The 23842-nt window shown below is 42.6% G+C and carries 19 protein-coding genes; 15 read left to right on the forward strand and 4 right to left on the reverse strand.

Annotated features, from left to right (window positions below):
- Positions 1–17 precede the first annotated feature (17 nt).
- From nuoG to nuoN, 8 genes are read left to right on the forward strand one after another with little or no spacing between them, the layout of a single operon-like run.
- Positions 18–2741, forward strand: coding sequence for an NADH-quinone oxidoreductase subunit NuoG (nuoG, locus tag PSF31_RS15150; RefSeq protein WP_176489323.1), 2724 nt, complete (start codon positions 18–20; stop codon positions 2739–2741).
- Positions 2741–3718, forward strand: coding sequence for an NADH-quinone oxidoreductase subunit NuoH (nuoH, locus tag PSF31_RS15155; RefSeq protein WP_004912244.1), 978 nt, complete (start codon positions 2741–2743; stop codon positions 3716–3718). The genes nuoG and nuoH overlap by 1 nt, the downstream gene beginning before the upstream one ends.
- A 14-nt stretch (positions 3719–3732) precedes the next feature.
- A complete protein-coding gene (gene nuoI, locus PSF31_RS15160; protein WP_004259834.1) occupies positions 3733–4275 on the forward strand; it encodes an NADH-quinone oxidoreductase subunit NuoI in 543 nt (180 codons plus the stop codon).
- A gap of 12 nt (positions 4276–4287) precedes the next feature.
- Complete coding sequence (gene nuoJ / locus PSF31_RS15165; protein WP_096864872.1) at positions 4288–4830, forward strand: NADH-quinone oxidoreductase subunit J; 543 nt, start codon at positions 4288–4290, stop codon at positions 4828–4830.
- Complete coding sequence (gene nuoK, locus PSF31_RS15170; protein WP_004259841.1) at positions 4827–5129, forward strand: NADH-quinone oxidoreductase subunit NuoK; 303 nt, start codon at positions 4827–4829, stop codon at positions 5127–5129. The genes nuoJ and nuoK overlap by 4 nt, the downstream gene beginning before the upstream one ends.
- Positions 5126–6967 carry an NADH-quinone oxidoreductase subunit L gene (nuoL, locus tag PSF31_RS15175; RefSeq protein WP_096864873.1) on the forward strand — a complete coding sequence of 614 codons (1842 nt, stop codon included), beginning with the start codon at positions 5126–5128 and terminating at the stop codon, positions 6965–6967. Before nuoK ends, nuoL begins: the two co-directional genes overlap by 4 nt.
- Positions 6968–6986: 19 nt before the next feature.
- A complete protein-coding gene (gene nuoM / locus PSF31_RS15180) occupies positions 6987–8507 on the forward strand; it encodes an NADH-quinone oxidoreductase subunit M (RefSeq protein ID WP_004259848.1) in 1521 nt (506 codons plus the stop codon).
- 6 nt (positions 8508–8513) lie between these two features.
- Positions 8514–9974: an NADH-quinone oxidoreductase subunit NuoN gene (gene nuoN / locus PSF31_RS15185; protein WP_004259851.1), complete on the forward strand. Its 1461-nt coding sequence runs from the start codon at positions 8514–8516 to the stop codon at positions 9972–9974.
- A 56-nt stretch (positions 9975–10030) separates the two neighbouring features.
- On the opposite strand, the gene PSF31_RS15190 is transcribed toward nuoN, so the two are convergent.
- The gene (locus PSF31_RS15190) at positions 10031–11014 is read right to left on the reverse strand and encodes an alpha-xenorhabdolysin family binary toxin subunit B (RefSeq protein WP_164561088.1); all 984 of its coding nucleotides are present in this window, start codon (positions 11012–11014) and stop codon (positions 10031–10033) included.
- 11 nt (positions 11015–11025) lie between these two features.
- Entirely contained in the window at positions 11026–12234 is a 1209-nt protein-coding gene (locus tag PSF31_RS15195; RefSeq protein WP_164561087.1) for an alpha-xenorhabdolysin family binary toxin subunit A, read from the reverse strand.
- 745 nt (positions 12235–12979) lie between these two features.
- Here PSF31_RS15195 and PSF31_RS15200 point away from each other — a divergent pair.
- From PSF31_RS15200 to menE, 6 genes are all read left to right on the forward strand, one after another.
- Positions 12980–14314 (forward strand): isochorismate synthase, encoded by a 1335-nt coding sequence (locus tag PSF31_RS15200; RefSeq protein WP_136134376.1) that lies wholly within the window; start codon positions 12980–12982, stop codon positions 14312–14314.
- Positions 14315–14433: 119 nt separating this feature from the next.
- Positions 14434–16107, forward strand: a complete 1674-nt coding sequence (gene menD / locus PSF31_RS15205; RefSeq protein WP_004259862.1) for a 2-succinyl-5-enolpyruvyl-6-hydroxy-3-cyclohexene-1-carboxylic-acid synthase — start codon at positions 14434–14436, stop codon at positions 16105–16107.
- A complete protein-coding gene (gene menH / locus PSF31_RS15210) occupies positions 16107–16871 on the forward strand; it encodes a 2-succinyl-6-hydroxy-2,4-cyclohexadiene-1-carboxylate synthase (protein ID WP_096864874.1) in 765 nt (254 codons plus the stop codon). Before menD ends, menH begins: the two co-directional genes overlap by 1 nt.
- Before the next feature lie 12 nt (positions 16872–16883).
- Positions 16884–17741, forward strand: a complete 858-nt coding sequence (menB, locus tag PSF31_RS15215; RefSeq protein WP_094962302.1) for a 1,4-dihydroxy-2-naphthoyl-CoA synthase — start codon at positions 16884–16886, stop codon at positions 17739–17741.
- Positions 17741–18712, forward strand: a complete 972-nt coding sequence (gene menC, locus PSF31_RS15220) for an o-succinylbenzoate synthase (protein ID WP_096864875.1) — start codon at positions 17741–17743, stop codon at positions 18710–18712. The genes menB and menC overlap by 1 nt, the downstream gene beginning before the upstream one ends.
- The gene (menE, locus tag PSF31_RS15225) at positions 18700–20109 is read left to right on the forward strand and encodes an o-succinylbenzoate--CoA ligase (RefSeq protein WP_096864876.1); all 1410 of its coding nucleotides are present in this window, start codon (positions 18700–18702) and stop codon (positions 20107–20109) included. The genes menC and menE overlap by 13 nt, the downstream gene beginning before the upstream one ends.
- A gap of 44 nt (positions 20110–20153) precedes the next feature.
- Here the strand turns inward: menE and PSF31_RS15230 are convergent, their stop codons facing one another.
- Entirely contained in the window at positions 20154–21593 is a 1440-nt protein-coding gene (locus tag PSF31_RS15230) for a catalase (RefSeq protein ID WP_004259872.1), read from the reverse strand.
- 334 nt (positions 21594–21927) lie between these two features.
- Between PSF31_RS15230 and PSF31_RS15235 the strand changes: the two genes are divergently transcribed.
- Complete coding sequence (locus PSF31_RS15235; protein ID WP_096864878.1) at positions 21928–22470, forward strand: YfaZ family outer membrane protein; 543 nt, start codon at positions 21928–21930, stop codon at positions 22468–22470.
- 151 nt (positions 22471–22621) lie between these two features.
- On the opposite strand, the gene PSF31_RS15240 is transcribed toward PSF31_RS15235, so the two are convergent.
- Entirely contained in the window at positions 22622–23572 is a 951-nt protein-coding gene (locus PSF31_RS15240; RefSeq protein WP_096864879.1) for an Rpn family recombination-promoting nuclease/putative transposase, read from the reverse strand.
- Positions 23573–23842: the final 270 nt, after the last annotated feature.

Genomic DNA, 23842 nt, shown 5'->3' on the forward strand with positions numbered 1-23842 from the left:
TGGGAAGCATGCTGACTATGGCTACAATATATGTAGACGGCAAAGAATATGACGTAAACGGGTCTGAAAACCTGTTACAAGCCTGTCTTTCTCTCGGGCTAGATATTCCTTATTTTTGCTGGCATCCGGCGCTGGGAAGCGTTGGCGCTTGCCGCCAGTGTGCGGTTAAGCAGTATCAGAACGCAGATGACACACGCGGTCGCCTAGTAATGTCTTGTATGACACCCGCAACGGAAGGTACCTACATCTCAATTGATGATGAAGAAGCCAAACAATTCCGTGAAAGTGTCGTGGAATGGCTGATGACCAACCACCCTCATGACTGCCCAGTCTGTGAGGAAGGGGGGAACTGTCACCTACAAGATATGACGGTAATGACCGGTCATAACATGCGTAAATATCGTTTTACGAAACGGACTCACATTAACCAAGACCTTGGTCCATTTATTAGTCATGAAATGAACCGTTGTATTGCGTGTTATCGCTGTGTTCGTTACTACAAAGATTACGCAGATGGCACGGATTTAGGGGTTTATGGGGCACATAACTATGTGTATTTCGGTCGTACTGAAGACGGTACGCTGGAAAGTGAGTTCTCCGGTAACTTAGTTGAAGTTTGTCCAACCGGGGTATTCACCGATAAAACCCACTCTGAGCGCTATAACCGTAAATGGGATATGCAGTTTGCACCCGGTATCTGCCAACAGTGCAGTATCGGTTGTAACACTAGCCCTGGTGAGCGTTATGGTGAAATCCGTCGCATCGAAAACCGTTATAACGGCTCGGTAAACCACTATTTCCTCTGTGACCGTGGTCGCTTTGGTTATGGTTACGTCAACCGTAAAGACCGCCCTCGCCAAGCCGTACTCAATAAAAATGGCGTTAAGCAGGTCATCTCGGCTATCGAAGCGATGCAAAGTGGTGCGCAAATTATCAATCAAGCGAAAAAAGTGATTGGTATCGGCTCGCCGCGTGCTAGCGTTGAAAGCAACTATGCATTACGCGCATTAGTTGGAGCAGAAAACTTCTATTCCGGTATTTCTGCGGGAGAGCAGCGTCGTTTAGCATTAATGCAAAATATTCTGCAAAACGGCGGTATCTATACGCCAACACTGCGTGAAGTGGAAGGCTATGATGCGGTACTGGTACTGGGTGAAGATTTAACTCAGACAGGTGCACGCATGGCGTTATCTGTACGCCAAGCGGTGAAAGGTAAAGCTCGTGAGATGGCGGCAGCACAAAAAGTGGCTGACTGGCAAATCGCGGCAATCATGAATATTGGTCAACACGCAAAATATCCGCTGTTTATCACCAATGTTGATGACACGCGTTTAGACGATGTGGCTGCCTTCAATTACCGTGCTCCAGTGGTTGACCAAGCGCGCTTCGGTTTTGCTATCGCCAATATGATTAATGGCGAAGCCCCTGCGGTGAATGATTTACCCGCAGACTTAAAAGCCAAAGTTGAAACCATTGCTCAAGCATTAGCCAGTGCGAAAAAACCATTAATTATCAGTGGTAGCCATAGTGCCAGCGAGGCAATGATCCAAGCGGCCGCTAACGTGGCATTCGCACTGAAAGCGAAAGGCGCGAACGTTGGGTTATCTTACTTAGCGTCTCATGCAAATAGTGTCGGTCTGGCAATGATGAATGCACAGCCATTAGACAGCGCTTTAGCTCGCATAGAAGCGAACGAAGCGGATGTGGCTATTGTTATCGAAAACGACCTGTACCGTCACAGCAGCGTGGATGCAGTCAATAGCGCATTAGCGAAATTGAGCCACTTGATTGTAGCGGATCATCAGCAAACCGACATCATGGATAAAGCAACATTAGTTCTGCCAGCAGCAAGTTTTGCTGAAGCAGACGGTACGTTGATTAACCAAGAAGGTCGTGCACAGCGTTTCTTCCAAGTCTTCGACCCAACGTATTACGATAAAGCTATCGTGATGAACGAAAGCTGGCGCTGGATGCATTCATTGCAAACTGAAGCGCAAGAGCGTGATGCGGATTGGTCTCAACTTGATCACGTTATCGCTGATTGTGTTGCCGCAATGCCACAATTCTCAGGTATGGTTGATGCCGCACCAAAAGCGTCTTTCCGTATTCGTGGTCAAAAACTGGCGCGTGAACCACATCGTTACAGTGGCCGTACAGCGATGCTAGCAAATCAATCTGTCCATGAACCTCGTCAACCGCAAGATATTGACTCTCCATTTGCTTTCTCAATGGAAGGGAACAACAGCCCAACCGCGCCGCGCCAGCAAATTCCATTTGCATGGGCACCAGGTTGGAACTCACCGCAAGCCTGGAATAAATTCCAAGCCGAAGTGGGGGGGCACCTGTTATTTGGTGACCCGGGTATCCGTTTGTTCAATTCAACAGAGAGCAAATTGGCTTACTTCACTGAAATTCCAGCGGCTTATCAAGCTAGCGAAGCGCAGTGGGTCGTCGCACCTTATTACCACCTGTTTGGCAGTGATGAAATGTCACAGCGTTCAGAGGTGATCCAAGAGCGTATGCCTGAGCCTTATATCATGCTGAACACGCAAGATGCTGCGGCACTGGGGCTGTCAGCGGGTGCTAAAGCTGAGTTTAGCCATGCAGGTCAAGCGTTTAACTTGACTGTTCGCCTCAGTAATCACCTGTCTACCGGTCAAATTGGCTTACCGCTAGGAATGCCAGGTATCGCACCGTCAATGGCTGGCGTGTCAGTCAATAATCTGCGGAGGGGAGCATGATGGATTGGATTTCTCCTGAAGTGATGGAAGTATTAATTTCCATCCTTAAATCTGTCGTCATTTTATTGGTTGTTGTGACTTGTGGGGCATACATGAGTCTGGGAGAGCGCCGTATTCTCGGTCTGTTCCAGAACCGTTATGGTCCAAACCGCGTTGGCCCGTTTGGGATGGGCCAGTTAATCGCCGACATGTTCAAAATGCTGTTTAAAGAAGACTGGATCCCACAGTTCGCGGATAAGAAAATCTTTACGCTAGCACCAGTTATCGCATTTTGTTCATTGTTCCTTGCATTTGCAATCGTGCCTGTCAGCCCGACTTGGCACGTAGCAGACTTGAACATTGGGATTCTATTCTTCCTGATGATGGCGGGTCTAGCGGTCTATGCGGTGTTATTCGCGGGTTGGTCAAGTAACAACAAATACTCATTATTAGGTGCGATGCGTGCGTCAGCACAAACCGTGAGTTACGAAGTATTCTTAGGCCTTTCTTTAATGGGTGTGGTTGCACAAGCAGGTTCATTCAACCTGATTGATATTGTGAACTCCCAAGAAGGCATGTGGAACATTATTCCTCAATTCTTTGGTTTTGTGACTTTTGCGATAGCGGGCGTTGCGGTATGTCACCGTCATCCGTTTGACCAACCAGAAGCAGAACAAGAGATTGCGGATGGTTACCACGTTGAATACTCAGGGATGAAGTTCGGTCTGTTCTTCGTTGGTGAGTATATCGGTATCGTAACGGTTTCTGCACTGATTGTGACGCTGTTCTTTGGTGGCTGGCATGGTCCATTCCTGCCGTCATTCTTGTGGTTTGCTATCAAAACTGGCTTCTTCATGATGATGTTTATCTTGATCCGTGCCTCTTTACCGCGTCCACGTTATGACCAAGTGATGTCTTTCGGTTGGAAAATTTGCCTGCCGCTGACACTGCTTAATCTGCTGGGTACTGCAGCAGTGATTTTATACAACGCTCAGTAAGGGGTGATTGAACCATGACATTGAAAGAGTTATTGGTCGGTTTCGCCACCCAAGTACGTAGTATTTGGATGGTCGGCCTACATGCGTTCGATAAACGCGAAACGCAAATGTATCCAGAAGAGCCGGTTTATCTGCCACCCCGTTACCGTGGTCGTATCGTGTTGACGCGCGATCCAGACGGTGAAGAGCGTTGTGTTGCATGTAACTTGTGTGCGGTAGCTTGCCCTGTGGGTTGTATCTCACTGCAAAAAGCTGAACACGAAGATGGCCGCTGGTACCCTGAATTTTTCCGCGTTAACTTTTCGCGCTGTATTTTCTGTGGTCTGTGTGAAGAGGCTTGCCCTACCACGGCAATCCAATTAACACCTGATTTTGAAATGGCCGATTGGAGACGTCAGGATCTGGTTTACGAGAAAAATGACCTGTTGATTTCAGGTCCGGGTAAATATCCTGATTATAACTTTTACCGTAAATCAGGTATGGCGATTGCAGGTAAAGACAAAGGTGAAGCGGATAACGAAGCGAAACCTATCAACGTCAAAGACCTGTTGCCATAAGGAGCGATATTCATGGAATTTACATTTTATATCGCCGGTCTAGTTGCCATTTTAGCAACTTTAAGGGTGATAACGAATACAAATCCGGTGCATGCACTGTTGTATCTGGTTGTTTCTCTGCTGGCTCTGTCAATGGTGTTTTTCTCCCTCGGTGCGTATTTTGCTGGAGCGTTGGAAATCATCGTTTATGCAGGTGCCATCATGGTCCTGTTCGTGTTCGTCGTGATGATGCTCAACCTAGGACGTTCTGTTCAAGAACAAGAGCGCGCTTGGTTGACGCCGAAAAACTGGATTGGTCCTGCTGTGTTATCCGCAGTTTTATTGGCTATCTTAGTTTACGGCATTACCTCATTGTCATATCAAGAAGGCATTGAGGGCACCATCATTGGGGCGAAAGAAGTGGGTATTAGCTTGTTCGGGCCTTACGTTCTGGCTGTCGAATTGGCGTCACTGTTACTACTAGCTGGTTTAGTTGTCGCATTCCACGTTGGACGTGACCATAAAGAAAACGGTGCTGATCTTGTCAGTATCGCGAAGGCGGAGGAGCAAAAATGATACCTCTAGAACATGGTCTGATTTTAGCGGCGATTTTATTTGTGATGGGGCTTAGCTGCCTTGTTATTCGCCGCAATCTGCTTTTCATGCTGATCGGACTGGAAATCATGATTAACTCAACTGCACTGGCATTTGTGGTTGCAGGGAGTTTTTGGGGGCAGCCAGACGGCCAAATTATGTATATATTGGCAATTACATTGGCTGCAGCGGAGGCGAGTATTGGATTGGCGTTGTTACTGCAACTCCATCGTCATCGTCAGAACCTGAATATTGATAAAGTCAGTGAGATGCGCGGATGAACCTACTCTATTTAACTATTCTGTTGCCTTTACTGGGGTCGGTGTTGTTAGCCTTCTCCCGTGGACGCTGGTCAGAAAACGTTTCGGCCATTATTGGTGCGGGGTCGGTCGGCTTAGCGGCCATCGTCGCATTCTATGCTGGCAATGAATTTTTAGCTCAAGACGCTGGTAGCGTGTTCATCCAACCTCTGTGGACTTGGATGTCTGTCGGTACCTTTAATATCCCATTCACCCTAATGTTAGATGGTCTATCTCTGACCATGTTAGGTGTGGTAACGGGTGTGGGCTTCCTTATTCATGTATACGCTTCTTGGTATATGCGTGGTGAGGAAGGTTACTCACGTTTCTTCGCTTACACTAACCTGTTTATCGCGAGTATGGTGGTCTTAGTCCTCGCTGATAACATGATGCTGATGTATCTCGGTTGGGAAGGGGTAGGGCTGTGCAGTTACCTGTTGATTGGTTTCTATTATACCAATCCAGAAAACGGTAAAGCCGCAATGAAAGCGTTCTTTGTCACGCGTATCGGTGACGTATTCCTCGCAATTGGTATGTTTATCCTGTGGAATGAGCTCGGCACATTGAATTTCAGCGAAATGGCGGTGTTAGCACCTCAGAAATTTGCTGAAGGTTCGAGTGCGATCAATTGGGCAACCTTGATGTTATTAGGTGGCGCAGTCGGTAAATCAGCACAGTTACCATTGCAAACGTGGTTGGCAGATGCGATGGCGGGTCCTACGCCAGTTTCAGCATTGATCCACGCCGCAACCATGGTAACGGCCGGTGTGTACTTAGTGGCTCGTACCCACGTTCTGTTCTTATTAGCGCCAGAAGTTTTACATCTAGTTGGCGTTGTGGGCGCAGTGACATTAGTACTGGCAGGGTTTGCTGCACTGGTTCAAACCGATATCAAGCGTGTGCTTGCTTATTCCACGATGAGCCAAATCGGTTATATGTTTTTGGCTCTCGGTGTGCAAGCTTGGGATGCTGCGATTTTCCACCTGATGACGCACGCTTTCTTTAAAGCACTGTTGTTCCTGTCAGCAGGTTCGGTCATTTTGGCATGCCACCACGAGCAAAATATCTTCAAAATGGGCGGATTGCGTAAGCAAATTCCATTTATCTACGCTGTGATGTTGATTGGCGGAAGCGCACTGGCAGCATTGCCATTGTTTACTGCTGGTTTCTACAGTAAAGATGCCATTTTGTGGGGTGCGCAGCTTGATGGACAAACTGTATTGTTGTGGGCAGGTATCCTCGGTGCATTAATGACCGCAATTTATACCTTCCGTATGATTTTCATCGTGTTCCACGGTGAAGCAAAAATCAAAGCGCATAAGGTTAAAGGCATCACTCACACATTACCACTGGGCATTTTGGCTATCCTTGCAACGTTCGTTGGTGCATTAATCCACCAACCACTCGAAGGGGTATTCCCTGCAGAAGCGGCTAGCAGTGAAGACGGTAAAGTCTTACTCGAAGCGATTTCTGGCGGGTTTGCTATCGCTGGTCTATTAATTGCGGTATTCCTCTACCTGTTTAGACGTTCAATAGTCGATGCTATCGCGAAAACTGCGGTGGGTCGTTTCTTCAGCGCATGGTGGTACCAAGCGTGGGGCTTCGACTGGCTGTATGACGTAGTCTTTGTAAAACCGTTTAAAGGTATTGCATGGCTACTGGAAAGCGATCCGATTAACTCTCTGATGAATATCCCTGCACATCTTTCACGTTGGGCAAATAAAGGGCTTGCAGTGAGTGAAAACGGCCAAATCCGTTGGTATGTTGCCTCGTTGGGGCTGGGTGCAGTGCTGATTCTTGCTCTGCTGCTTTTGGTTTAATTAAGGGACACATTGCGCCATGCTATTACCCTGGCTAATACTCATTCCCTTCATCGGAGGCCTGCTAAGCTGGCAGGCTGACCGGTTCAGTCATCGCGCACCGCGCTGGATTGCACTGGCGACGATGGGAATAACATTAATACTCTCCGTGCAATTGTGGTTAGAAGGGAATTACTCTCTTGTTAATCCACAAGGGATTCCACAATGGCAATCTGTTTTCTTTATGCCGTGGATCCCGTCACTGGGAATTGACTTTCATTTAGCTATTGACGGCTTATCACTGCTGATGGTCGTATTAACGGCTATCATGGGGGCTTTCTCGATTCTGAGCTCTTGGAGTGAAAACCAGAAGAACCAAGGTGCGTATCACTTTAACCTGCTGTGGATTATCACAGGTGTGATGGGGATTTTCACCGCAGTTGACTTGTTCTTATTCTTCTTCTTCTGGGAGATGATGCTGATCCCAATGTACTTCCTGATTGCCAATTGGGGACACAAAGGGTCAGATAACCGAAAACATATCAACGCTGCGACCAAGTTTTTTATCTATACGCAGGCAAGTGGCTTGATTATGTTGGTCTCCATCATTGGATTGGCACTAGCGAATTACAATACTTCAGGCGTATTAACATTCGATTATAACCAACTGTTAGGCGCAGAGCTGTCTAGTAACGTTGCGTTTATGTTGATGTTAGGCTTCTTTATCGCCTTTGCCGTTAAAATGCCATTGGTTCCTTTCCATGGTTGGATGGCAGATACCCAAGAACAGTCGCCTACAGCGGGTTCCGTGGATATCTCCGGTATCATGCTAAAAACCGCAGCATATGGTCTGTTACGCTTTACCTTGCCTCTGTTCCCTGAAGCCTCTATCCAGTTCACACCAGTGGCGATGACACTGGGTGTGATTAGTATCTTCTACGGTGCATGGTTGGCGTTCAAACAAACGGATATCAAACGTCTTGCAGCATACAGTAGCTTATCCCACATGGGCTTTGTGACAGTCGCTATTTACGCGGGTTCAACCTTGGCCTACCAAGGTGCTGTAGTTCAAATGATCACCAATGGTTTGTCTGGTGCGGCACTGATTATCATTAGTGGTCAACTGTATGAACGTACGCAAACTCGTGATATGCGCATGATGGGTGGATTATGGAAACGCATTAAATGGTTACCAGGAATGTCCCTGTTCTTTGCTGCGGCAACGCTAGGAATGCCAGGTACAGGTAACTTCATTGGTGAATTTATGATCCTGTTTGGCAGCTTCAGCCAATTCACGTTAGTGACTTGTATTATGGTCTTTGGTGTGGTGTTTGCGTCTATCTACTCACTGTGGATGATGCAACAGACATATTACGGCACACCAAAATCAGAAAAAGAAATGAAAGGGTTAACGGCACGTGAATTTGGTGTGCTGCTGGCTCTGGCTGCTTTACTGGTTATTATCGGTTTCTACCCACAACCAATTTTAGATACATCAATTGGTTCGATGGAAACATTGCATAACCTGTATTCTGCTTCACTTACAACATTAGGGCTGTAATTCGCCATGACAATAACTCCTCAAGAACTGATCGCAATACTACCACTGATGATCGTCGGGTTGACGGCGGTGGTTGTGATGCTGTCCATTGCGTGGCGACGCGATCACCTTACCAGTGCCGCGCTGACAGTATCTGGCTTTGTTATTGCGTTGCTTTCACTGATTTGGGTAGCCGATGGCTATCTAATGGATGTGACTTCGCTTATCCGTGTTGATGGCTTTGCGCTGTTCTATAGTGCATTAGTCCTGATTGCAGGTATCGGTACCAGCATCTTTGCCTACCACTGGCTGGAAGGTTTTGGCGACAATAGAGATGAATTCCACTTGTTAGTTGCTATCGCGGTGGCAGGTGGTGTGCTGTTATCTATGTCAAACCATATGGCGTCGATGTTTATCGGTATTGAGCTGATTTCATTGCCACTGTTTGGCTTAGTTGCCTATACCTTTGAGCGCAGTCGCACATTAGAAGCTGGGATCAAGTACATGCTGTTATCTGCAGCAGCGTCTTCATTCCTGTTATTCGGAATTGCGTTACTGTATGCGGAATCGGGTAGCTTAAGCTTCGCAGCTGTTGGTCAAAGTCTTTCTGATAACCAAATTCACGCCCCATTAGTGATGATTGGTTTCGGTATGCTCATTGTTGGTTTTGGCTTTAAACTGTCACTGTTTCCATTCCAACTGTGGACACCAGACGTTTACCAAGGTGCGCCTGCACCTGTGTCAGCTTTCTTAGCAACGGGTAGTAAAATCGCTATCTTTGCTGTATTAGTGCGTATCTTTTTGGAAGCACCAATTGCCAACAGCAATACGTTAGCGATTGTGATTTCAGTGATTGCCATAGCATCTATCTTGTTTGGTAACTTACTGGCTATCACACAAAAAAGCGCAAAACGCTTGCTGGGTTACTCATCTATCTCGCATATGGGTTATTTACTCGTTGCCCTTGTTGCGTTACGTATCGACCCAGTAGCGTCACAAGTGACTATCGCAATCTACTTAGTGGGTTACTTGTTTGCAAGCTTAGGCGCATTTGGTGTTGTGAGTATCGTTTCCAGTCCTTATCGTGGTGATGACCAGGATGATTTCAGTGCATTCCGTGGGCTGTTCTGGCATAAACCCGTTCTAGCAACGGTAATGACTGTGATGATGCTGTCGCTGGCGGGTATTCCAATTACATTAGGATTTATTGGTAAATTCTATGTGATTGCATCTGCGGTGAATGCAGAGTTATGGTGGTTAACAGGAGCTGTAGTGGTTGGTAGTGCAATTGGCTTATATTACTACCTAAGCTTTATGGCTAGCCTATATAGCCGTGATGCAGAACATGCAGAACGTTATACAGGCCCTGAAAAAGCAACGTTAGGGACCGTTGTTGCTGTTATTTGCGCCATTGCGGTTATTGTCTTTGGTGTATGGCCACAACCTCTTATTGATATGACATCAACAGCACTTGCTGTGATTAACTAATAGGCCAAAATTTCCTATAGTTGATAAACCGGCTACTTTTGAGTAGCCGGTTTTTTTTAATCAGGTAACTGACGCTGATATTGGTATTCCATATCATCTAAAAAAGACATTAGTACTTGGCTTGCGGTATTGATCTTTTGAATATTCACTGTTTTTTCAGACGATTTTTCATTAATAAAATGGCACCATTCCCACCAATAATTCTTAATGAGGCCTATCTGAGTAATAATTGATAATTTATGTGAATCTATAGCGGTGATTTGTTCTGATAAGAGCATGAGTTGAGAAAGCTTAAATATTGTTTTATCAATGTGATTAACTTCTTCCTTTAATTCTAAAATTTGGTTTCCTAAATCTAGCCTGACCTCTACAAGTTGCGCAAATTCTAAACCATCATCAATGACTGATAATAAATTTTTAATAAAAGCAATGGCTGACTTTAATATTTGCTTTTTATTTGTTGGCATATCAATTGAGTCAATTAACTCATCATTTAACAAATGTTTTTTTAAGAAATCAGTGATTTTAGATTTTAAGATGATATCTTCTGCTGCGGTAATAACGGAGTGTTGCTGATTGATTTCGTTTATTTTTAGCATTTTACTATTTTTGGATGTGACTAGGAGTTCTTTTTGTTCTGCGTATTGCTGTAGTTTATGTTGGTTGCTTTCTTCCACATGAATGAGTGATAGAGAGTCGGTGGTGTAACTGAATTTGGTAATTATTCTTTCTAGCTCTAATTTAAAATCAATTAAATCTTCAATAAAGCTTGTGACTAAAATTCCGTCAGGTATATTTGTATTTTCACTATTTAATTCACTTTTTAAAATATAATTTAATTTTATTTTTAGCTTCGGTATCGAGTTTCTGATTATTTCATTTATATTGAAAGTCTTACTTGCAATTTTTTGTATCTTTCCGTGTATGATAAAGTCATAATGTATTATATTTTTATTAAATGCGGAAATTTCATTTGACATATGCCTTAACTGATAAATATCAATGGAGGGCAATATCGGTAAATCAAGCTTATCTTGCATATGAGTACCTTTTATTGAGGGGGGGTGCTATTTGGTTGAATTTGGTCAAATAACGTTATTAAATGTGTAGAGTATTCTTGAATGGTATACCAGGATGTAACAATTCGTTTGAAATGAGTAATGAATTTAATAAGTTTATCAGCGTTATTGATTTTTTTGAAAACCTCGATTGATTGGGTTATTTCAGTTAGGAGGACAAGCCACATATAATCTAAATGGTCAACGGCTAACCGTGCATCTTTAAAGAAACCATCGATTTTATGGAGGTTAATTTGAATATCAAAGATAACTTTTTTGATGAGTTCTTCTTTGTTAATTTGGTCGTTAATTGATTTTATTTCTGCTAATGTTTCATTTTTTCTTGCTCGAATTTTTTCAGCTTTCGAGCCAAAAATACTACCAGTAATAATGAGACCGATGACACCACCTGCTAAGCCGGTGAAGCTGAGTTTTACAAAATGTGAATACTCTTGTTCTAATTGCTGTAGTTCCTGTTTTTTCGTTTTAAGTAATTCTTGTAAGTAGGTATCTGTAATTTCATTATCAGTAGTTTCAAGTTGATTATATAGCCCTTTAATATTAAACAATAATGATTCAACGTGTTGATAATTAGATAGATACCCACCTGTAATATGTACTCTAAAATCTGAAATGATATTTTTAATATTACTTGTCTTAATGGATTGCTCCTTAATATCATCTTTAATTAATTGTAAGATATTAGTTAGTTCAGTCGCTATTTGTTGGTCATCGCTTTGATAAAATATTTCATCTAACTCACTTTCATTAATATCATTCAAACTGTCTGATACTCTTTTCAATATAGGCATATGGTTTATATATTCAATAATCTGCCCTCCTGTATGTATAATGTTTCGGCTAGCTAGAGATAGGTTGACAGATTGCTCTTTAACATGTTGCTCGACATTATCCCAGGTATTGGCATGATCTCGAATATTGATAATAGTATTAATTAATTCGTCTGTATCTATTGGTAAAGTGGTTGATGAGGTAATACCAAACCATTTTAGAATATCATTTTTTTTCCAAGGCAAAGAAAGAGAGAAGTAAACATGGCGATGTATGCTAATTAAATCGTCTAATGTAAAAATACCGACTTCGCGGGTTGAAAGAGCATCTTGATTCGTTAATAAAGCTAAGGTTGTATGGCCTATATGCTCTTTTTCAATAATTCTGTCGTAATTTTCTTTTGTATTCATTTTAAAATCCATGTTGATTAAGTTAAGGATTGAACACTAATTTGTATTAGCACTATTGTATGGTTGAGTTACCTATTTATTGTAAATGAAAATATAAATTTCATATTTGTTAACCTACTAGAAATTGACTGAAAGTTTTATACTAAAAAATGAAAAACAGAGCTAAAAAATAGCACTTTGAGCAAGTCAATACATGTTTAAAATATTATTTTTTATTATATATATTTAGAAATCATCTATAGTGATACTAAATTAAATAACGCATAACAATATGATGATAATTAAAATTTACGGCGGTTTTACTTTTGAAGGCTAAATAGAATTGTAATGGAATATAGGTTTGCAGCTTAAATATAACTATGTTTCAAAATGGAATTCTTTTTGGATAAAAATGAAGCAATTTCGAGAGAGAGGAAAGAAGAAAGGGGATAAAATCACATTTTCCATTAATTAAATGAATGGAATGACGTGTAATATATATAATAAGCTATACTATCAACAACCTGAACCTCTATTCGTGTAACAAGGTTGGTTTTGATGTGATTTCTCTTGGCTATCGTCATTTGGGGCATAAGCGATAATTATAGTGATGTACTAAAAACAATTTGTTTATTGCAGATAATCTGTTTTTAGTGCTGAACCGGTGACATAGCATTTACTGTTAGTCATCAATGTATTAAAAAATGGTTTTGCGCTATATAATAACGCGTAGTGAATTTGTGTGATGTAGCAGTGGGAATCTAAAGTGAACTATAAAAAAATTGATCAACTGATAACTGAAATTTTGGATCATTTGTCTACATTGACACTAAAAAACCAAGAGTTTATTCGTTTTGTTTGGCAATTGGATGCGCAGACCGCTTTCCCTGGTCTTTCATGGCTATCAGTGCAAGAAAGCTACCCTCAATTTTACTGGTATCAACGGACGGGAGCTGAAGAATGTAGTGCTCTTGGCATGGTGAAATCTTTTGATTCGATAGATAAGGCTCAAGCTTTTTTATCGCAATACCCTGATATACCAGAAATGCGCCTATGGGGGCTTAATGGGTGGAATGCCGTCGGGGATGGGATCCCTGACGAGATAAAACGTCAAGCAACATTTTGTTTTTTACCTCGTATTGAAATTCATCGACTACGTTCAACGATTAACGTTAGTATCAATATAGAAGGTGAAGAAGATCGCTTAAATGCCATTCATCTTTTACAGCAATTAAAACCCGCTTCTCAAGTGACATTGGCACTGAATGCGGATATTACTGCGCAAGAACATATTCCTACTCATGATGAATGGTGCCGTTTATTAAATTGCGCTATTGATGATATGAAGTCAGGGAAAATGGAAAAAGTGGTTATGGCAAGGGAAACAAAACTCACCCTGTCTAAGCCTATTGCGGTTGCTCAGTTTTTAGCACAAAGCCAGCAAGTGAATCATCATTGCTACCATTTTATGATGGCCTTCAACGCGCATTCTGGTTTTATTTCTTCAACCCCCGAGCGTTTATATTTACGTCAAGATGGCCAATTAAATTCTGAGGCCTTAGCGGGAACCGTCGCTAATGACCCTGATGATGCAGTCGCAGCAGAGTACGCTAAATGGTTGATGGAAGATAAAAAAAACCAACATGAAAACTTAGTGGTTGTTGATGATATTTGTCAACAATTGCAAGGGGCGGTGACTGGGGTAGATGTGTCTTCAGCAAAAGTTATTCGTTTAAGAAAAATTCAACACCTTTATCGTTCAATTGTTGCGACGCTAATCACCCCTTCTGATAGCGATTGTTTACAACGCCTCCAACCTACCGCAGCCGTGTGTGGTTTGCCACGAAAAGTCGCTCGGCAATTTTTAGCCAAAAATGAACCTTTTTCTCGCGGCTGGTATGCAGGAACGGGTGGTTTTATGAGCTTAAATAAAAGTGAATTCGCGGTATCTCTACGTTGTGCGCAAATAGAGGGTGCACAGGTCTCATTATATTCAGGCGCTGGTATTGTCAGTGGCTCAGACCCAGAGCAAGAGTGGATAGAAATTGAAAATAAAGCGGCTGGGCTAAAGTCTTTATTTGAAAATAACGAAAAACCATAAAATAAAAATGGTTATTTTCTTTTTTATTTCAATTAGTTCATCAAAAATTGTCCTGAGATCAAGAAATTTATTTCAGCCAGTCTAAACTAATTGATAACTAATAATTTGCTGAGCATATTATGTCGAATTCTGCTTTTAACCTCCGTTGGGCTGAAGTGATTATCGAAGCACTGTCTCGCCACGGAATGAAACACATCTGTATTGCGCCTGGTTCGCGCTCAACACCCTTGACCCTTGCGGCGATTAACCATGGTAAATTGCATTGCCATACGCATTTTGATGAGCGTGGTTTAGGGCACCTAGCTCTAGGTTTAGCAAAAGCCAGTCATGAGCCTGTAGGGGTTATCGTTACCTCTGGTACAGCTGTTGCAAACCTTTACCCTTCATTAATTGAAGCCGGTTTAACAGGGGAAAAGGTGATTTTTCTTACCGCTGACAGACCGCCAGAATTGATTGATTGCGGTGCTAATCAAGCTATTCGGCAAACACATATTTTTGCGTCTCACCCCTCTCAATCATTAATGTTGCCAAGGCCGACGCAAGATATTTCAGCGAAATGGTTGGTCACCGCGATTGATAATGGCATGAACCAGTTACACCATGGTGCCTTTCATATTAATTGTCCATTTGCAGAGCCACTATATGGTGAAATGGATGGGGAATATGAGTGGCAGCAAACACTTGGAGAATGGTGGAATTCTTCTCACCCGTGGTTAACGGAGCCATTAACCCATTCCGTCGCATTGGTTGCGGATTGGTATTTTTGGCGTCAGAAAAAAGGCGTTGTGATTGCAGGGCGAATGACAGCGAGTGAAGGGGAGTTAGTTGCAAAATGGGCACAGGAACTTGGATGGCCAGTACTCGGTGATGTGCTGTCTCAAACCGGACAACCTTTTCCATGTGCCGACTTATGGCTACAACATCCAGAAACTCAGTCTATTTTAAAAGATGCGGAATTAGTCGTTCAGTTTGGTTCAAGCTTAACGGGAAAACGGCTCTTACAATGGCAAGCCAATTGTGAGCCGCAAGAGTATTGGATTATCGACTCAATACCTCAGCGGTTAGACCCAGCCAATCATAAGGGAAGAAAATTAACCTGTTCAATCAAGGGTTGGCTAGATAACCATCCTGCACAGCCGAGAAGCTTGTGGTGTGAGTCGCTGCCCACTTTAGTGCAAAAAACTCAACACCATGTGCGCCAACGCTTACAAGCGCAGTTTTCAGAAGCCGCAGTTGCACACCAATTACCTGAACTGCTGCCTCCACGAGGCCAACTATTTGTTGGCAACAGCTTAATTGTCCGTTTGGTAGATGCACTAGCACAACTTCCATTGGGCTATCCTGTTTATAGTAACCGGGGCGCGAGTGGTATTGATGGTTTGATTTCTACCATGGCAGGTGTTCAGCGGGCAACAGCACGGCCAACATTGGCTATTGTTGGGGATATTTCTGCACTATATGACTTGAATAGTTTGGCTTTGTTGCGTGAGCCTTCAGCGCCCACCGTTCTGATCGTGGTGAATAACAATGGTGGGCAAATTTTTTCTATGTTACCTACACCAGACGAAGCAAGACAAAACTATTACTGTATGCCGCAAAATGTCAGTTTCGAGCCCGCGGCGAAAATGTTTGGCTTACAATACTGTGCGCCGACAGACTGGACAACACTAAAAAATACCGTTCAACAATTTTGGCGCCGTCAACAGGGCACATTGCTGGTGGAATTGCAGGTGGCAAGTGATGAAGGCGCCCGTACGTTAAAACAACTATTGAATGAAGTTGTGGAACTGTAATGTTATCTGCCCATAGACATAATTCAGTCTCATCTTCTCCTTGGGTCATCTGGCTGCATGGCTTGTTAGGTAGTGCCGATGACTGGCAACCTGTGATTGAACAAACACGTGCTTTTCCATCGTTAGCGGTGGATTTACCAGGGCATGGCGGTTCTCACTCAGAGCCATGCCAAGGTTTTTCACATTTTGATCAACAACTCAGCGCTCTTTTACAGTATCATCAAATTAATGAATACTACTTGGTTGGCTATTCACTCGGTGCTCGGTTAGCGATGCATTTTGCCTGTCACTATCAGCCTAACGGATTATTAGGTTTAGTGATTGAGGGGGGCAATGTGGGATTAGTCAATGAACAAGAACGAGTTGCTCGGGCGGCTAATGATAAGGCATGGGCACAACGTTTTCGTTCAGAACCCATCGAAGAAGTGTTAGATGATTGGTATCAACAAGCTGTATTTGCTGATTTGTCGACCACTCAGCGCCAACATTTAATTCAGTTACGTCGGCAAAATAACCCGCACAGTATTGCTGCTATGCTAGAAAATACATCATTAGCAAAGCAACCTTTCTTGGCGGACAAATTGCATCAATTGACCTGTCCTTATCGTTATTTTTGTGGCGAAAAGGATAAAAAGTTTCGAAGCGTTTCGCAACAATATGAATTGCCGTTAACGCTAATTGAAAATGCAGGGCATAATGCGCATCGGGAAAACCCAATGGGCTTTGCAGCTGCACTACACCATTTTTTATCACACTGTGGTTAAAGGAATCTGATAATGATTTATCCAAGCGAAGAAAAATTATACGCACCAATTGAATGGCAAGATTGCTCTACAGGGTTTGAAGATATTCGCTATCATAAATCTCCTGAAGGGATTGCAAAAATTACGATTAATCGCCCAGAAGTGCGTAATGCTTTTCGTCCACAAACCGTGAAAGAAATGATCCAAGCTCTATCTGATGCACGCTATGATGACCAAGTTGGAACTATCATTTTAACGGGTGAAGGTGAAAAAGCATTTTGTGCCGGTGGTGACCAAAAAATTCGTGGCGACTACGGCGGGTATCGTGACGAAAGTGGTACTCATCACTTAAATGTATTAGATTTCCAACGTCAAATTCGTACTTGTCCAAAACCTGTGGTGGCAATGGTCGCCGGTTTCTCTATCGGTGGTGGTCATGTGTTACATATGATGTGTGACCTGACTATTGCTGCAGATAACGCAATCTTCGGCCAAACCGGTCCAAAAGTTGGCTCATTTGATGGTGGATGGGGCGCGTCTTATATGGCACGTATCGTAGGGCAAAAGAAAGCACGCGAAATTTGGTTCCTGTGCCGCCAGTATAATGCACAAGAAGCGTTGGAAATGGGACTGGTTAATACTGTCGTTCCTTATGCTGACTTAGAAAAAGAGACTGTGCGTTGGTGCCGTGAAATGTTAGAAAACAGCCCAATGGCATTACGTTGTTTGAAAGCTGCTTTGAATGCAGATTGTGATGGTCAGGCTGGCCTGCAAGAGCTCGCAGGTAATGCCACTATGTTGTTCTATATGACAGATGAAGGGCAAGAAGGCCGTAACGCCTTTAATGAAAAACGTGCTCCAGACTTCTCTAAATATAAGCGTAATCCATAATGCGTAAAGCCAAGATTTATTCGTTCAGCCTGCCGATGGAGGCAGGCGTTATCCTTCGTTATCAGCGACTAAAAACGCGTGATGGGCTTTTAGTCTGTTTACAAGATGGGGATAATGAAGGTTGGGGAGAAATTTCGCCTCTACCTGAATTCAGTCGTGAAACATTAGAAGAAGCAACCGCAGAAACTATTAAGCGACTGAATGAATGGGTGAAAGAAGGCAAAATTTCTAATAGTTTATTACCCTCTGTGGCTTTTGGGTGCAGCTGCGCTCTAGCGGAGCTGGCAGGGGAACTTCCTGAACAAGCGGACTACCGCAAAGCACCTTTATGTAGTGGTGATCCTGACGATTTAATCTTAAGCCTTGATGCAATGGAAGGTGAGAAAGTCGCTAAGGTTAAAGTCGGTCTATATGAAGCGGTACGTGATGGTATGGTGGTTAACCTGTTACTAGAGGCAGTTCCAGAACTGAAACTGCGTTTGGATGCGAATCGCAGTTGGACCCGAACAAAAGCCGACGGTTTTGCTAAATATGTTAACCCAGACTACCGTAGTCGTATTGCGTTTTTAGAGGAGCCGTGTAAGACCCGTGAAGAGTCACTGCAATTTGCAGCAGATACTGGCATTAGTATTGCTTGGGATGAAAGTGTACGTGAAGAAGGCTTTATGGTAGAAGCGCAGGAAGGGGTTTCTGCGATAGTCATTAAACCGACCCTGACAGGCAGCTTGTCATATTGCCGCTATTTAGTGGAAGAATCACATCGCTTAGGGTTACAAGCTGTGATTAGCTCATCCATTGAAAGTAGTTTTGGTTTAACACAACTTGCTCGTGTAGCGCATTGGCTAACGCCAAATACCATTCCAGGCTTAGACACGGTATCACTTATTCAATCTCAATTGGTACGGCCTTGGCCACAATGTGATATTCCGCTTCAGCAGTTAGATGATTTAACGCTTGTATGGCAGAGTTAGCACAATTTAAAGATTGGCCTTGGCAACACTGGGCCAATCTTCGTCCGAACTCAATCGCTCTAGTCACAGAGTCCCAAAGTATGACTTGGGAAAGTGTAAGCCAACAAATTACTGACCTTAGAACTTACTTTTTAATGCAAGGCGTAGAGCAGGGGCAGTGTATTGTTTTACATGGGAAAAATTCAGTTGAATTATTACTGAGTCAGCTGGCACTTATTGCTTGTGGGGCTCGTGTTTTACCATTAAATCCCCGCCTCCCAGAACGGTTGTTAGCAGAATTATTACCTCATCTTAATGTTAGCTCAGTTATTGATTTTACTGATGAATCAAATCTGTTAGCAAATTATCGTAATTTAGATTATCAACTTTATTACCATTTTATTAGTGATGAAGAGGTTGCTCCGGTTATTTTTCAAGAGGTTATTCAGCAGCCCGCTACGTTGATTTTAACATCGGGATCGACAGGTCTACCTAAAGCCGCTGTTCACAATGTCGCTGCGCACTTAAATAGTGCAGCAGGTGTTGTTAATCTGATGAATTACCAGCAAGGAGATTGTTGGTTACTATCGCTGCCGTTATTCCATGTATCTGGTCAGGGGATTGTTTGGCGCTGGCTTCTTAAAGGTGGCTCACTTGCGGTCAAAAATCTTCCTTTGGCCCAAGCATTGCATGAGGTCACTCATGCCTCTTTAGTTCCGACCCAGTTATGGCGTTTATTAAATGATAAATCAGTGACTAATATCGCATTGAAAGCCGTTTTATTGGGAGGAGCGAGTATCCCTTCAACCTTGACGGATCTGGCTCAACAGCATGGTATTGCTTGTTGGAGCGGCTATGGGATGACAGAAATGGCATCTACGGTTTGTGCGAAACGGGCAGACGGTAAAAAAGGTGTCGGTTTACCCTTAAAAGGCAAGCAAGTTCGTCTTGTGGATGATGAAATTCAAATTCAATCAGATAGTCAGGCTCTGGGTTATTGGTTTGATGGGCAACTTCACCCATTAAATTGCCTAGATAACTGGTTTAAAACTAACGATAAAGGGACTTTTATCGATGGGGAATATCAGATTATTGGTCGTCTAGACAACTTATTTATCAGTGGTGGGGAGTGCGTTCAACCCGAAGATATCGAATCAGTCATAAATTCACATCCTGATGTCAGCCAAAGTTTTATTATACCTATTGATGATGTGCAATTTGGGCAACGTCCTGTCGCGGTTATTGAAGCAAATGAGTCAGTGGATTTAAATCAGCTGGCGGATTGGTTAAAAGATAAACTCGCTCCATACCAATATCCTATGGCATTTTATTATTTAGACCCTGAATTGAAAGCAGGGGGAATAAAAGTGTCTAGGCAACAAGTGAAGAAGTGGTTGTTAGCGAGAATAAAAGAATAGGGCGAAATAGTGGCGGGGTTATCCCCACCACTTAATGACTTACACTATTTTAGTGCTTTTAACGCTTTTTCGACACCCGCACCGTATTCAGGGTGAACTTGTTTAAATAACTCGATTTGGCGCACTTGTGTGGCTTCAGTCGCGTCAATCAGTTCACCGGCAATACGTTTAAACATACGTTGGTGCTCGGCATCATCTAACAACTCATATAATGCACGTGGCTGGCTGAAATAATCTTGGTCTTCGCGGTGATCCCAATGGTCAGCAGCACCTTCAATAGATAATGGCGGTTCGCTAAAGTCCGGTTGTTCTTGGAATAATCCGGCTTCATTTGGCTCATAGGTCACATGGTTGCCACTATTACCGTCAACGCGCATTGCCCCATCACGGTGGTAATTATGGAATGGGCAACGTGGGGCGTTTACTGGGATTTGGTGATGGTTGACACCAAGACGATAACGATGAGCATCGCCATAAGAGAACAGGCGGCCTTGTAACATTCTATCTGGCGAGAAACCAATACCCGGAACCACGTTAGCAGGGCTAAAAGCCGCTTGTTCTACGTCAGCAAAATAGTTGTCTGGATTACGATTAAGTTCAAAATAACCGACATCAATTAATGGATAATCTTTGTGTGGCCATACTTTGGTTAAGTCAAATGGGTTATAAGGAACTTGAGAAGCTTCTTTTTCTGGCATAATTTGCACTTGCAAATTCCAGCGTGGGAAATCCCCTTTTTCGATGGATTCAAACAGATCTCGCTGTGAACTTTCTCTATCTTTACCCACTAACTGCTCAGCTTGTTCATCAGACAGATTTTGAATACCTTGCTGGCAACGGAAATGGAATTTGACCCAGAAACGTTCATTGTTACTGTTGATGAAACTATATGTATGGCTACCAAAACCATGCATATGACGGTAACTTTGTGGGATACCACGGTCACTAGCATCAATGGTTAACTGGTGTAAAGATTCAGGTAATTGGGAGAAAAAGGCCCATTTATGTTCCATTGTACGCAGATTAGAGCGAGGGTCACGTTTAACTACGTGGTTTAAATCAGGGAATTTTAATGGGTCACGGAAATAGAATACAGGGGTGTTGTTACCCACCATATCCCAGTTACCTTCTTCAGTATAAAACTTTAATGCGAAGCCACGAATATCACGTTCTGCGTCGGCAGCTCCACGTTCGCCTGCAACGGTAGAGAACCGAGCGAACATTTCTGTTTTTTTCCCTACTTCAGAGAAAATTTTTGCACGAGTATAGCGGCTAATATCATGGGTTACGGTAAAGGTACCGAAAGCACCAGAACCTTTTGCGTGCATACGTCTTTCAGGGATTACTTCACGGTCAAAATGGGCAAGTTTTTCTAAAAACCAAACATCCTGTAATAACATTGGGCCACGTTTACCCGCTGTCATGACATTATTATTATTGGCGACTGGGGCGCCTGAGGCGGTAGTAAGGCCTTTCTTTTTCATCACAATGCTCCTTTGTTTGGATTAAATGACTACACAAACCTAACTAATAAGTTAATATTTTGTAAAAAATAAAAAACACGACTACAATAAACTTGTAATTCAGTATAGTTATTATGGAATTGATTATCTAATTAATATAACCAATTACTGTGATTACAAGTAAAAAATACGTATTTATCGCACTTTTTTGCACTAAAATTTTTGATGCGTGAAATTTTGTAATGAATAACGAGGGCTTTTATCGAGGCTATAGCGTAAATCTAGGTAAGAATGGCTGAAAATAGGGTGAGATTCGCGTAATATCCATAGGTAATAATATCAAGAGGATAAAATAATGCGCAAATTATTATTATTGGCAGCAGCGATGTCACCATTATTCGTAGGTACTGCACATGCAGTTTCAGTTAGTGCACAAGCAGGTGAACATTTTACTGAGCTGTCTGCAGGGTTAGGTAACCAAAATGCAGGATTGGCATTTAACGGCTCTTGGGCTCGTAGTGACCATGATGGGCAAATGGGTAGTATTGGTGCCACATTTGGCTTACCTATTGGGCCTTTTTCTGCATTTGTAGGGGGTAAAGGGCTATATCTATCACCTGATCACAATAGTAATGGTGCTGCATTAGCTGTTGGTGGTGGGTTAAATTGGCAGGCTTTGCCTTCACTCAATATTTACGGTGAAGCTTATGGTGCTCCAGAGCAACTGACTTCAGGCAGCAAATCGTACGTCGAAGCTAAAGCCGGTGCACGTTATACGGTATTTAAGCCTTTATCTATTGATGCGGGATATCGCTTAATTGAAATGAAAGGGACACATGGTCATAGTAGCGATAAAGTTGCTGATGGCTGGTATGTAGGGGCTGGCCTTTCATTCTAACAGGGTTATCTTGTTCATAATGCCCCTAGGCGTACATTATGTGTACGCCTAGGGCGAATTTGATGATGTAAACTTAGTTGAGTATTTTTTAAAATAATTGGTTAAACTTTTAGCTGCTTATCCATAGCTATTTACTTCAGTTTTTATTGCATTACTTTAATGACGTCAGCTCATCACGGCTCAATCCGGTGCTTTTCATAATAATTTCAGGGCTAACACCGTTTATCAATAAGTTGCGAGCTAAGGTGGTTTTAGTTTTTTGAACGCCTTCTTGAAGCCCTTTTTGAAGCCCTTCCTGTTTGCCTTTTTGCAGCCCCTCGAGAAGGCCCTCTTGATGACCCTTATTATGTAAGCGTTGTGCGATATTCATAATCGTCTTCTTGTGCTTTTCTGTTTGCGCTTCTAATGTGTAGATAAATTTTTCAAAATCAGTTGAGTCTAAAGCAGAAAATAGGTAATTGATGATAGTGACCACATCATTGTCGCTATTATAGTGTTGATTGAGTGCTTGCGCCAATAAAGGAAGCACATGGTGAAACTCATCTCGCAAACGTTTATGTTTCATCGCTAATTCCATAACAGCAATTTTGCGATGATTTACTAATTCATTATCGTCTATTACAGTGATATCAACCAACGGGAATGATTGTGTATATAACGTATTTGCCAGCTTGGGCTGAGGAAAACAATCTGTCCATAACTGAGTGTAAGGGTAAGGTGAACGAGTACCGTGGTAGAAAAGAATAGGAACAACTAGAGGTAATACAGTGCTTCCTTGCTGCATATGCTGATTCATTGCTAAAAACGCATAATGCATTAAGCGCCACGCCATCAGTTTATCTGGGGTTGACTGGTGCTCGACTAATAAATAAATATAGCCTGTTCCATGTGAGGTCTGTACTGAATACAGAACATCAGATAGCCGAGAGCGAAGCTGTTTATCAATAAATGATGAGTTAGTCAGCTTTAGCGTAGTGAAATCACATAATGATTTTATGTGTTTTGGTAAGTGAATTTCAAAAAAGTCACGTGCGCTGTCTATGTTTGACATAAACCTCTTAAATGCTGCATCGTGGACAGCAGAAATATTTTTCCTTTTCATTCAACCTAATTCCTTATTTACCTCTCAATAACTGTAAAGCAAGAGGGGTAGGGTTGTCTTTTCGGAATTATTTTCTGCCAAATGACGTAATTAAAGAAATATATATTAAATTATATGCAAATAATATATATGTGGAGATAGAGTAGGAATGCTAGGGGATTATTGATTGATTGCGGATATCAAACGATGGCCACCTTGATTGGGAGTGAGGATAGTTAATTTCAGATAAACAAAAGCCGTAATTTGAAGTTATCCGAATTACGGCTTAAT

Origin of the sequence: Providencia sp. PROV156 (assembly GCF_028480905.1) — a bacterium.
GTDB classification, from domain to species: Bacteria; Pseudomonadota; Gammaproteobacteria; order Enterobacterales; family Enterobacteriaceae; genus Providencia; species Providencia hangzhouensis.